The sequence below is a fragment of the Bacteroides cellulosilyticus genome, from assembly GCF_020091405.1.
Lineage (GTDB): Bacteria > Bacteroidota > Bacteroidia > Bacteroidales > Bacteroidaceae > Bacteroides.
Genome location: NZ_CP081903.1, coordinates 4,537,410 through 4,549,673, shown reverse-complemented (window position 1 = coordinate 4,549,673; position 12,264 = coordinate 4,537,410). Strand labels below are relative to the sequence as shown.

The following is a 12,264-nucleotide window of genomic DNA, read 5'->3' as shown; positions in this document are numbered from 1 at the left end:
ATATGATACGAAAGATACATTTGGTGGCAGCGGCAACGGCTGCCGTGCTTTGCGCTGCCTGTGACACGCATATAGACGTACCCGATACAGCAGTTCGTCCAGGACATATCCTCTGCGAGGATGGAACAGCCTTGCCTTACGCACAATATGAACAATCGGGGAAAAAAGCGATAGCGGTTGTCTTCGATACCGAAAAACGCGGAGATACGGAGGGGGACGGTTATGCAGTTTACCTGTGGGACATTGCTCCACAGGCATTCGCCGACAGCCTCGGCATCGCACAAGGCACATCGGCTGACATCATGGCTTATGATGGCAATGAGAATACATTCGCACTGTATGATACACAAGAAACCGCTTCGCCAATGGCAGAAGCGGTTTTCGACCTATGGCGGTACGGGCAGAGTGCCTATGTACCGTCCGTGGCAGAGATGCGGCTGCTCTACACCATGCGAAAGATAATCAACCCTGTCATCGAACAATGTGGCGGTGAGCCGTTACCACTGGATGAAAACGACTGTTGGTACTGGACATCCACAGAAGTCGAAAAGCAACAGACAGCCAAGGCATGGCTCTATTCCATGGGGAGCGGCGCAATGCAGGAAACACCTAAAGTACAGGCGCACAAAGTACGCCCTATAATTACCATAAACGAATAAAAGATAGAAAGATATGAAAGATACGGATATATTTTTCAGCATAGCATTGATGATATTGGGAATTGTCCTCATGTATAAGTCCATGAAAGGTAATTCATGCCGACAAATACTGGCAAAACTCGCAGATTCCATAGCATCGGATAAAGAAGATATTAATTTTCAAATTAAAAGGTTCGGCTACCTTTTGGACGAAATGACTGCCGATAATGAAAAAAATTCAATCTTGAAGCGTCATGCCGACAGACTGGAGGAACTTGTCACGCAATTAGACCGCACACGAAACGAGCTTGAAACAAGTAATCTGTCAATGGCGGATATTAACGGAGAGTTGAAAAGAAGTAATGCCGAACTTGTAAAGAGAGCAACCCAATTACGCAATGAGATACAGCAAGACGAGCTTGTCATCCAAAAGATGCAAGAACGCCTTGATTCTCTCAAAAGAATCAAAGTGGGGCTTGAAATAGCCCTGAATAACATTCAGGCAGAAGAAGTACACTATCTCTCGGAACCGGTATTCAGTTTGGGTATTACCCCATCCATCAAAAGCCATCTTGAATCTCATGGAATATTATATATCGGAGACCTGATTCATCTTAACGAGCAATATCTCATGGAAATCTGGGGTATCGGTCCGGTAACACTTGATAAGATAAAAACAAAACTGAACGAGAATGGTGCATGGTTCGGTATGGATGTAATCAGAGTAGGTAATCATTGGTATCGTAGAAAACAAGGACTAATAACAGACTGACTTATGGAAGAAAGTAAGGAATTGCAAGGGTTCTATAAAATATTCCGCACAGTGGTATATGTGTCCGTGCTGCTGGAGTTCTTTGAATATGCCATTGACCCTGCAATGCTCGACCACTGGGGCGGCATACTGACCGACATTCACGGACGCATCAAACAATGGATGATTTACCACGACGGCAATCTTGTGTACAGCAAAATCGCAACGGTACTGCTTATCTGCATCACTTGTGTCGGAACGCGGAACAAGAAGCATCTGGAGTTCAACGCACGCCGGCAGGTGGTGTATCCATTGACGAGTGGGTTATTGCTGCTCGTACTCTCCGTATGGCTGTTCGGCCATACGATGGAAACAAGGCTTTATACCTTACCTCTGAATATCATTCTCTATATGATTGCCTCCATTGCTGGCGTAGTACTGGTACATATCGCATTAGACAACATTTCAAAGTTCATCAAGGAGGGATTGATGAAAGACCGTTTCAACTTCGAGAATGAAAGTTTTGAACAATGTGAAGAAAAAGTCGAGAATGAATACAGCGTAAATATCCCCATGCGATACTACTATAAGGGTAAATTCCGTAAGGGGTGGATTTCTGTAAGCAACTGCTTTCGAGGAACATGGGTAGTTGGAACACCGGGATCGGGTAAGACTTTCAGTATCATAGAGCCGTTTATCCGACAGCATTCGGCCAAAGGTTTCGCCATGGTGGTGTATGACTACAAGTTTCCTACATTGGCGACCAAGCTCTACTACCATTACAAGAAGAACGAGAAACTGGGCAGAGTACCCCAAGGGTGCAAGTTCAACATGATTAATTTTGTGGATGTGGAGTACAGCCGTCGGGTGAATCCAATTCAGGCAAAGTACATCAACAATCTTGCGGCGGCCAGCGAAACGGCGGAAACATTATTGGAAAGCCTACAAAAGGGTAAGAAAGAGGGAGGCGGCGGAAGCGACCAGTTCTTCCAAACCTCGGCGGTAAACTTCCTTGCCGCTTGTATCTACTTCTTCGTGAATTATGAACGTGAACCCTACGATGCCAACGGCAAGCCTCTATATGCGGAAAGACAGCAAGATCCGCAGACCAAATTCTGGAAACCGACAGGTATCGTGCGCGACCGTGAAGGCGGCAATATCGTGGAACCTGCCTACTGGCTGGGAAAGTATTCGGACATGCCACATATTCTGTCATTCTTGAATGAAAGTTATCAGACGATTTTCGAGGTACTGGAAACTGACAATGAGGTTGCTCCGCTGCTTGGTCCATTCCAGACAGCTTTCAAAAATAAGGCAATGGAACAATTGGAGGGTATGATTGGCACGTTACGTGTTTATACCTCGCGTCTGGCAACCAAAGAGAGCTACTGGATATTCCACCGGGATGGCGATGACTTCGACCTGAAGGTGAGTGACCCGAAGAATCCGAGTTACCTGCTGATTGCAAATGACCCGGAAATGGAATCCATCATCGGTGCATTGAACGCTCTTATCCTAAACCGTCTCGTTACCCGTGTGAATACCGGGCAGGGGAAAAATATTCCTGTGAGTATTATAGTGGACGAGTTACCGACACTCTACTTTCACAAAATAGACCGTCTGATAGGTACAGCGCGAAGCAATAAGGTGAGTGTAACGCTCGGCTTTCAGGAACTACCGCAACTGGAAGCCGATTATGGTAAGGTAGGTATGCAAAAGATCATTACGACGGTAGGTAATGTGGTAAGCGGCTCGGCACGTGCCAAAGAAACGCTGGAATGGTTGTCCAATGACATCTTCGGCAAGGTGGTCCAGGTCAAAAAAGGCGTGACTATTGACCGGGACAAAACAAGTATCAATCTCAATGAGAATATGGATAACCTTGTGCCTGCCTCGAAAATCTCGGATATGGCAACCGGATGGATATGCGGTCAGACGGCACGGGACTTTGTGAAGACGAAAACAGGTATGGGCGGTTCAATGAATATTCAAGAATCGGAAGAGTTCAAGACTACAAAGTTCTTCTGCAAAACAGATTTTGATATGGCAGAAATCAAGAAAGAAGAAGCGGCGTATGTGCCGCTGCCGAAGTTCTACACTTTCAAGTCGAGAGAGGAACGGGAGCGCATCCTATATAAAAACTTCGTACAAGTGGGGCAAGATGTGAAAGAGATGATAAAAGACGTTCAAAATAAGCGCAACGCGAAATAAAAATCCGGCTGTCTGACATATAATGTAAATAAAAACAACAAAAACCGTCAGTACAATCGTACTGGCGGTTTACTACTAACTAATCTCTTCTTCTGGTTTATCAGGTGAGCTACCTGCTTAATAATTGGGTGAGTTGCTGATGGCAATTTTTTCGTATTCCTCTTTGTCAGTACCGCATTCAATTGCCCTGTCAATGACATCCCCTAACTCGTTGTAACAAACTTCTTCATTGACACACTCTGCATCTTTGCCTTTCAACAGATATACCTCATAATAGTCCGACCCATTAAGTGCAATAATGACGTATCCGGTGTGTAACAGTCCGTTTACTTTGATACGAAGTGCAGGCAGGTCTTTGAAGATGGTGGCTGCAAACTCTGCGATACCCCATGACATGAGGACGGGCATAGGGGTAAGTCCTATCAACTGCTCTTGAATGGTCTGTGCTATTTGTATTACATACTCTTTTTCCATAACTATGCTATTTTTAAGATGATTATTGTTTTTTTATTCGAACCATTCCGGGTTGTCCTTTTTCAGTTCGGCAACCAATTCTACGTCTGTCAGTCGCAGGTTTGCCATGTCGGTAAAGAAGAAAACCTCGTCATAGATTCTTTCGGCTTCCTTGCTTGCGAAGCCTTCGTTTTCATCGTTGAAACTACCGGGCTGAAGGGCATCAAGCAAGGTAATCGAGCCGATAAGGAGTTCTTCACCCTCGTTGGATTCCACCACACGGCAAGGATAGTTATTGCCGCCAAATTGTACTTCTTGTGTTTTCATACGCTTGTTATTTTAATGGGATATGCTTTCCATTTGTCTTGAGGTATTCCATAAGACACTTTGCTTCTTCATGTGACGCACGATTGCGGTCATCATAGCGACGTGTCTCATCCGCCATCACAATGATGCACTCCTTAAACAATCTATAGAGGCTCTGTTGCAGTGTGGGGTGCATATCAGGTATAGCGGCTGCAAAACGCTTGGGATTGAAACTAAAACTATTCACTGCCATTTCCCATTCTTTGGCAAGTTTGTACTCTTTGCTTTCTTTGATGTTGTCCATTGTCATGAAATTTTAATGATTTATTTTTCTTCCCTCTGTTCGGTTCTATATTCTGTCTGAACCGCTTGGGATTTACAGATGCTTTACAGGACTGACGAACAAGCTACTTCCAACGCTTTTTTTGGAAAATTACTCTTTCACAGAAAGGAAGAATTTTATAAAAATGCACTTCAAAGCGATGGAATCAAGCGCGGCAGTCCACCTTCGCGTCTGGAAAACCAACCGGCGAGGACAGGAAGGAACCGGAGAAGGAATAAGATGGAAAAGATAAAAAGGAGGAAACTGATAGGTATAAATGAAGACGGGTGGCGGCGGGGTATCGGGAGGTAGCTATAAATGGGATAGAAAAGGCATAATCGCGCGGATGGCGGGTTTGCCCGGCAGACGCGCCGCCCGACAACGGTTTGGAGCAGTTGTCCGTGAACATCTTCACCTTAATCTAATTACAAATTAGGAACGAATAGAGGACAGATTACTCCACCCTCTATTCGTTGGTTACTGATTATGGTTAAGCTGCAATATCTTCCTCTTGTGGCTGTTCTTCGGTCTGCATCCCTACTTCGGATTGCTGTTTGTCAGATTGCTCCGCTTCCTGCTTTGCTTGTTCCTGCACCAAAAGAACGGCTTTTTTCTCTTCGATACGTTGGTGACGCTTCTCATACACTTCATTATGTCCGTTCTTGATGTCTGCCAACAGGTCGGGCATATGTTTTTGTGCGAAGTCAAGCAAGAGGGATGCAATGGCATTGTTGCCGTATGCGTTCTTGAAATTAGCAATTAGAAAATCCCTGCGAATAATCGCTTTCTGCTTGCTCGTGAGGTTGGCAATGATGTTTATCTTTTCTTCATCTGTAAGGTAGGAATAAGGCTTTTTTTCCTCAATACCTACCGCTTCGAAATGCTCTTTGCGGAGGGATGATAGCAAGAAGAAATAAATCATCTTGTCCTCGTCTTGCCCAAACTTGCAATCGGACATATCAACCTCCAAAATCTGTTTTTTTGTGTCCTCTACAGTCTTTTCAAGGGCAATTTCCTTGTTGCGTTTGTCTTGCTTTTCCAACTTCTCTACCGGTGAAAGCGTCTGCTCCTGTTTTGTGTCATTGGTAGTACAGGTAACTTTCGGAACATAACAGAGTACGATGTCCTTGCTCTCAATACGGAAATAAAGGATGATTTCACCTGCTTCACTTCGGGTACGGATTTCTTCGCATTCTTCCGTGTAATCGTTCAAATCCTGTTCGAACTCGCTCTGTGCCTGTTCGTATTCTTCGGTGGTGTCGTACTCATCTTTTCGGGGTGCTTCGGGCTGTTCGGGATATGCCTTTGCATAATAGTTAAGGCTTTCCACTTCGTAACCCATGGCGGTAAGACGTTCTACTACGGCTTCATTGCTGTTGAAACTTTCATAGCAGAGGGATACCTCAGGGCGTTCTTCCATAAGGCGCACGGCTTTCTCCGTGAGATATGCTGCATTCATTTCAGCAAGGCAAGTACGATTGGCGCAATTTCCGCAACCACCCTCGCAAAATAACATCATATTATTTGTATTGTGAGGACACGACAGACAGAGGGTCTTGTCAAATGCGTATCGCTCCAAGTCGGTGGTATATTGCCGTTCGATGTTCCGTGCAACATCAGAGGCTTTCATTCCTCGCCAACTATTGTACTGCACCCCCTCTTTAAGATGCTTGTTGTACACCTCTTTCTGAATATCTTCCCCATAACGGCAAATTTCGCTCGCTACGCTGATTGTGATTTCGTCCTGTTCCAAAAGCTGTGCGATTTCGGGCATTAAGGAAACGAATTTAAGGCGTGTGCGGATATAGCTTTCGTTTTTACCGAACTGCACCGCCAAAGACTGCACATCGTGGCGACCACTATCAATGAGCTTTTGGTAGGCATTTGCTTCCTCTATCGGGGTAACATCCTTGCGCTGGAGGTTTTCAGTTACCGCCATTTCTTCGGCAACTTCGTCTGAAATTTCCATAACGACAGCCGGAATGTCTTCCAATCCTGCCATGAGGGAGGCACGATATCGGCGTTCTCCAAAAACAATCTCAAAGCGGTTGTCTTCTATTGGGCGTACTCCAATAGGCTGTAACACACCCTGCTGACGAATACTCTCGGAAAGTTCTGCAAGGCTCGCTTCGTCAAAATTCTTACGTGGGTTGTAATTGCTCGGCTGCACGTTTGCCAATGCTACCATTGTGATGTTTTTCTCTACTGATTGAATTGCTGTTGCTTCCATAATCATAAAAATTTAATTGGTTTTAATATTTAATTTTTTATTTTCCCTTTGTTCGGTTCTCTTTTCTGCCTGAACCGCTTGGGATTTACAGATGCTTTACAAGGACTGACGAATAAGCGATTTCCGACGCTTTTTCCGGAAAATTACTCTTTCGCAGAAAGGAAGAATTTTATAGGAAATGCACTTCAAAGCGACGGAATCAAGCGCGGCAGTCCACCTTTGCGTCTGGAAAACCAACCGGTGATGGCAGGAATGGACCGGATGAGTGGCATTAAAAGAATATAGAAAAGGAAGAATACGCTGAAAGGCGGATGGTAAAACGGATGGAACTATAAAGGGATGATTAACGATACAACGGGACAAGCGGAAGGACGTAAGACCAGACGGTGTAAAACAGGAATGGAACTTACCAGATAAAAATCCTTTGAGCCATTTCGCTAAATAAATCTGTATCAATTGCCTGTTTTACCAGAAATTTGCATTATTTTTGCAGTAACGAAACAGCCGTTTCGGAAACAGCTGTTTCGGAAACAGTCGTTTCGGAAACAGCAATAAAAAAGGATAAGGATATGAGATTTTTTGACAGGACAGAAGAAATAGCCTCTCTTCGCAAGATTCGCGAAATGGCCAAAAACAATGCTCAGTTTACAGTGGTAACGGGACGTCGCCGTATCGGTAAGACATCACTCGTGTGGAAGGCATACGAGGACGAACCGATTCTCTATTTCTTTGTTGCCCGGAAAGCCGAAGGCGATTTGTGTGAGGACTACCGGCTTGAAATAGAGAACAAGTTGGGAGTCCCAACCATGGGGCGGGCCGAACACTTTACCGATGTGTTCGAGTACCTGATGAAACTTTCGGCAGAACGTCCCATCACACTCTTTATCGACGAGTTCCAGGAGTTTTTCCGTGTGAACAAATCGGTGTTCAGCGATATGCAGCGCATCTGGGATCTATACAGCCCGAAGTCCCGTATTAACCTGATTGTCTGTGGTTCGATTTATTCCATGATGACAAAGATATTCAAGGATAAGAAAGAGCCGTTGTATAACCGGCAGTCGCGCTTTATGACTGTGCGTCCGTTTACCCCAACTGTTCTGAAAGATATTCTTTCGGAATACAACCCCGGCTACACGGCGGAAGATCTGCTGGCATTGTACGCTTTCACGGGCGGTGTGGCGAAGTATGTACAACTACTCGTGGATGCAGGAGCAACAACCAAAACGACTATGCTCGACCAGATTATAAAGGCCGACTCCATATTTTTGGGCGAGGGTAAAGCGATTCTTATCGAAGAGTTCGGCAAGGATTACGGAATCTATTTCTCCATACTATCGGCCATTGCACGAGGAAAAACATCCCGTTCGGAAATTGAAAACGTGGTAGGCAAGGAAATCGGCGGTTATCTTACCAAGCTGGAAAAAGAATACGAAATCATATCGAAGAAGCAACCGCTGTTCGAGAAGAGTTCCGCCAAGAATGTCCGGTATGTCATCGAGGATAATTTTTTCACGTTCTGGTTCCGCTTCATCTACAAGTACAGCTATATGCTGGAGATAGAGAACTATGGAAGTGTGAAGATGATTATAGGTCGGGATTATGAAACTTTCAGCGGTCTGATGCTTGAACGTTACTTTAAGCGTGTACTGATAGAACGGCAAGTCTATACGCGTATCGGAGGCTGGTGGGACCGCAAGGGTGAGAACGAAATAGACATAGTAGCTGAAAACGAACTGGACGATACGGCGACATTTTTCGAAGTCAAACGCAAGGCCGAAAATATCGACATGGAAAAACTGGAAGCGAAAGCAGCCGCTTTCATGCGTGCAACGGGAGAGTTCAAAGGTTATTCCCTGTCATACAAAGGGTTGTCAATGACTGATATGTAGCAATACATATCGGCATAACGTACTAACAGAAGTCACAGATTTAAAAGAACGGTAAGCGAGGAACATACCCTCACTTACCGTTTTTTTCCAAATACTCCTTCATCGCCTCATTTACAATGTCTCTCAATGACATATTCTTCTCAATAGCAAGGAATTTCATACGCGTATGAACACTCTTGTCGATAACGAAATTGCAATGTACCGCAGGCTCTTTTTCAGTTTTAAGTGGTGTGGCTTCCTTCTTTTGCGGAGATTTCTTCGTGGATGACAGCAATCCGTCCAGTCCGCTTTTCATACTGTCTTTCAATAAATCACTCTTGCCCATATTGTCTTATTTTAATTTCAAAACCTCTTGTGCTAAAGCCATATAATCTTTGGCTCCATTGCAGTTCTTATTGTACTCAAAGACGTTCTTTCCCTTTATAGGAGCTTCGGCCAGTGCCACATTGTCCCGTACAAGCGTTTTGAACACTTTGTCACAGAAAGAGTCATTGATAATTTCAGCTACGCTCTTGTTGAGTGTCTTGCGCTTGTCAAACTGGGTAATAACAATGCCACCAATACTCAGGTTCGGGTTCAGGCGTTCCTTGACAATCTCAATTACGCTTGTAATCTTCGCCATTCCGCGCATGGCGAGGAATTGTGCCTGCACCGGAATAATCAGAAAGTCCGCTGTGGTAAGGGCATTGAGTGTCAGCAAGCCCAGTGAAGGTGGACAATCAATCAGGATGTAGTCAAACTTCCGACTGTCAAGCAACTTCGTAATCAGACCTTTCAGTATCAACTCACGTCCCGGCTCGTTTATCAGTTCGGATTCTGCCGCCGACAGGTCGAGACAGGACGGCACAACAGCAAGTCCGTTCTCCAGTTCGATAACCGGTAAGGGATATTCACCTCTCATTGCCCCATACACCGTTTGTTCTTCCTCAATGGAGAGACCACACGATTCTGTAAGATTTGCTTGCCCGTCCATGTCGATAGCCAGTACACGCTTTTTCTTCTGTCGCAAAGCAGCGGCAAGATTGATGGTGGTAGTTGTCTTGCCAACCCCACCCTTATGATTCAAAACAGCTATAATTTTTGTCATAATTTGATGTCTTTATATGCGATACAAAGATAATACTATTCTTAGTAAATACTATAATTAGTATATACTATTTTACTAAAAAGAGTATTTTAGTATTTACTACTATACTAAAATACTAATAGACTAAATGTAGTAAATACTACTTTCAGCAATAGGTAACTCACTAACTTCCTACTTTACTATAATTAGTAAATACTACATTTAGTATTTATTGTTGTTCAATACTCTATATGCACATCATCAGAACGGCAAGTCTTCCTTGTCCTCTTGCGGCATAGCTACCGGTGGTACAGGTACATTGCTTGCGGCATCTGTCGGACTCTCTGCTTCTGAAGTTGTACCCTCACGCTTTCCGGTATTGATGAACTCCAATGCGTCTGCCGTAATGGATAGTTGAATCTGACAGTTTTCATCCTTATCCTTCCACAGTGAAGCCGAAAGTGTCCCTTCAATGAGCAATAACCGTCCTTTGGTAAGATATTCGGATAGTCGAATATGGTTCTCTTTCTTACTCCGTACCCTTACCCAAGTAGTGATGCTGTTTCCATGTGAATAGTCATCTACCGCAATATCAAATGCAATGAATGAACCGTGTGCTCCAGTAATAACCTGGCAATCCTTGCCAATGCGACCAATTGTGTGAACGTATAACATAATAAATTCTTTTTGTGGCAGGTGGTTAATCCTACCGTTACCTTAGTTTATAAATATTCTTTATTTCCCTCTGTTTGGCCTGTTTGCGACCTCCGGGATGATTTTTTCTGCATCCAAAGGCGGCAGGAACAATTTGGCAAGGCTGAAGAGGAAAAATACGCTCACCAGCGGAGAGGAAGATTTTTGCGCTTCACTTGCGGCTGAATGCCGGCATTGACACGACTGGGACTGGCGATTACCTTTGCGGAAAAATTCAATCCACGGCAGGTTGCACGGCAGCAGAAAAGCGATAAATAGAAGTATATAAAAAAGGAATAGAAAACGCTAAAGCAGGGAATAATAAAACAGGAGAACGGACATGCAGGACTAAGCTCCAAAGACTACCTTGAAACTGTGAATAGTGATATAGTTATATCATTCCGCAATTTCAAGTCTGTTCGTGTACCCTTTGAAAAATAACTTGACGCACTTTATGTAACGCGCTACACAAAGCGTGTCAGATTTTTCTTGTAGCAGCCTATCAGTCCTTATACAGAGGGATATAGAAAAAAATTATAAAAGTAACCGACAATAGCTAACGTCAAATACCCCTTGCTCCAATGGCCTGATTAGACTATTAAGTCCATAATCACTTATATGTTCATGGATACACACGACGGCTATACAGATAATGACCGCTATTAATACAAAGTATCCGGATAGGGATTTACGCAGCAATGGAGTTTTGCGAATATTTTATGGTATTCTACTTATTAATATGATATGTACTATAAATAAAATTTTTAGCTTTCCTTTGAAAGTTCTCGTGAATTTCTATGGCTATTTGAAAGTAACATTTTTAAGTCATTTTTATTGATGCCCATGTATTTACATATTTTAAACTCACTTATGCCGTCTGATAACATTTCTTGAGCTGCTTTTCTATTCCTTTCATACGCTTCCAGTTTGTCAAAAATGGCATCTGTTAGAAAATCTATCCATTCGAAAAAGACCTTTTCCCCTTCTTGAGTACTAAAATCTATTGTACAGGTTTTCGCACACCTCCTATGAAGTATCAGATAATAAATTCCTCCAATCAGATTCGCCATAATAGCTTTAATATTGATTTTCGCCGGTTTAAACAGATTGTCATAAAACGCAATCAAATTTAGATTCATAATATCCCGTGTTTCTGCTGTTCTCTTTGTCGTTTCATTGATAACCGACATTTCATAAAGTAACAACTTTTGCATTACAGTGTTATCAGACAAGTTCCTATAAAGGGTCTTGAATGTTTCCGCAAAAAACTTTTTAGGTCCCAATATGTTCAGGCTGGAAACGTCAATAGCATCATTGATCCAGAAATCATACTGCTTGGCAAGCCTGTCGTAAAGATTGTCCATCGAGCCGTATCTTCTATAAAACACATTAGCTTCTATGTTTGCAGCTTTCATCAATGCACTCAAATTGACATTACCAAAACCGTATTCAGCTACAAGCTTTTCAAGTTCGGATATTACCTCCTTGTCTATTTGTTCATTTGTCCTCCTATTTCGAGCTTTCTTTTCTTTCTGTTTCACTATTATATAGTATGTTATAAAAATAAATCTGCAAAAATCAGTAAAAGGAAATATTTTTATTTTAGCTTTCGATAAACTTCTTCTTTTCTGAATTGACGATAATATCCCAAGGTAGACTGTAAGTATTTATACAGCTATTCCATTCTCTTTTCATTTGTTTTGAT

General features: G+C 43.2%; 13 protein-coding genes. 5 read left to right on the top strand and 8 right to left on the bottom strand.

The annotated features are described in order from the left end of the window. Window positions 1-2: 2 nt before the first annotated feature. From K6V21_RS16980 to K6V21_RS16970, 3 genes are read left to right on the top strand one after another with little or no spacing between them, the layout of a single operon-like run. Window positions 3-659: a DUF1566 domain-containing protein gene (locus K6V21_RS16980; protein WP_004310168.1), complete on the top strand. Its 657-nt coding sequence runs from the start codon at window positions 3-5 to the stop codon at window positions 657-659. 13 nt (window positions 660-672) lie between these two features. Next, entirely contained in the window at window positions 673-1,410 is a 738-nt protein-coding gene (locus tag K6V21_RS16975; protein ID WP_004310167.1) for a DNA-directed RNA polymerase subunit alpha C-terminal domain-containing protein, read from the top strand. A gap of 3 nt (window positions 1,411-1,413) precedes the next feature. Beyond that, window positions 1,414-3,600, top strand: coding sequence for a type IV secretory system conjugative DNA transfer family protein (locus K6V21_RS16970; protein ID WP_004310166.1), 2,187 nt, complete (start codon window positions 1,414-1,416; stop codon window positions 3,598-3,600). Between the two features lie 117 nt (window positions 3,601-3,717). Here K6V21_RS16970 and K6V21_RS16965 read toward each other — a convergent pair whose 3' ends face one another. The 4 genes from K6V21_RS16965 to K6V21_RS16950 form a co-directional block, all read right to left on the bottom strand. Then, window positions 3,718-4,074 (bottom strand): hypothetical protein, encoded by a 357-nt coding sequence (locus tag K6V21_RS16965; RefSeq protein ID WP_004310165.1) that lies wholly within the window; start codon window positions 4,072-4,074, stop codon window positions 3,718-3,720. A 33-nt stretch (window positions 4,075-4,107) separates the two neighbouring features. After that, complete coding sequence (locus tag K6V21_RS16960; protein WP_004310164.1) at window positions 4,108-4,380, bottom strand: hypothetical protein; 273 nt, start codon at window positions 4,378-4,380, stop codon at window positions 4,108-4,110. A gap of 7 nt (window positions 4,381-4,387) precedes the next feature. Continuing rightward, entirely contained in the window at window positions 4,388-4,663 is a 276-nt protein-coding gene (locus K6V21_RS16955; protein ID WP_004322070.1) for a hypothetical protein, read from the bottom strand. 508 nt (window positions 4,664-5,171) lie between these two features. Then, window positions 5,172-6,911 carry a ParB/RepB/Spo0J family partition protein gene (locus K6V21_RS16950; protein ID WP_008659497.1) on the bottom strand — a complete coding sequence of 580 codons (1,740 nt, stop codon included), beginning with the start codon at window positions 6,909-6,911 and terminating at the stop codon, window positions 5,172-5,174. 48 nt (window positions 6,912-6,959) lie between these two features. Here K6V21_RS16950 and K6V21_RS16945 point away from each other — a divergent pair, with 48 nt between their 5' ends. Beyond that, on the top strand, window positions 6,960-7,196 hold the full coding sequence (locus tag K6V21_RS16945) for a hypothetical protein (RefSeq protein WP_005777345.1): 237 nt from the start codon (window positions 6,960-6,962) through the stop codon (window positions 7,194-7,196). Window positions 7,197-7,480: 284 nt separating this feature from the next. Continuing rightward, window positions 7,481-8,800, top strand: a complete 1,320-nt coding sequence (locus K6V21_RS16940) for an ATP-binding protein (RefSeq protein ID WP_005777343.1) — start codon at window positions 7,481-7,483, stop codon at window positions 8,798-8,800. 70 nt (window positions 8,801-8,870) lie between these two features. On the opposite strand, the gene K6V21_RS16935 is transcribed toward K6V21_RS16940, so the two are convergent. The 4 genes from K6V21_RS16935 to K6V21_RS16920 all read right to left on the bottom strand — a co-directional run bounded on the left by K6V21_RS16935 (window position 8,871) and on the right by K6V21_RS16920 (window position 12,100). Continuing rightward, window positions 8,871-9,125 carry a hypothetical protein gene (locus K6V21_RS16935; protein WP_004310159.1) on the bottom strand — a complete coding sequence of 85 codons (255 nt, stop codon included), beginning with the start codon at window positions 9,123-9,125 and terminating at the stop codon, window positions 8,871-8,873. A gap of 6 nt (window positions 9,126-9,131) precedes the next feature. Next, on the bottom strand, window positions 9,132-9,887 hold the full coding sequence (locus K6V21_RS16930; RefSeq protein WP_009041028.1) for a ParA family protein: 756 nt from the start codon (window positions 9,885-9,887) through the stop codon (window positions 9,132-9,134). Window positions 9,888-10,127: 240 nt separating this feature from the next. Beyond that, on the bottom strand, window positions 10,128-10,541 hold the full coding sequence (locus K6V21_RS16925; RefSeq protein ID WP_009017601.1) for a single-stranded DNA-binding protein: 414 nt from the start codon (window positions 10,539-10,541) through the stop codon (window positions 10,128-10,130). Between the two features lie 782 nt (window positions 10,542-11,323). Next, on the bottom strand, window positions 11,324-12,100 hold the full coding sequence (locus K6V21_RS16920) for a TetR/AcrR family transcriptional regulator (RefSeq protein WP_011203021.1): 777 nt from the start codon (window positions 12,098-12,100) through the stop codon (window positions 11,324-11,326). Window positions 12,101-12,264 lie beyond the last annotated feature (164 nt).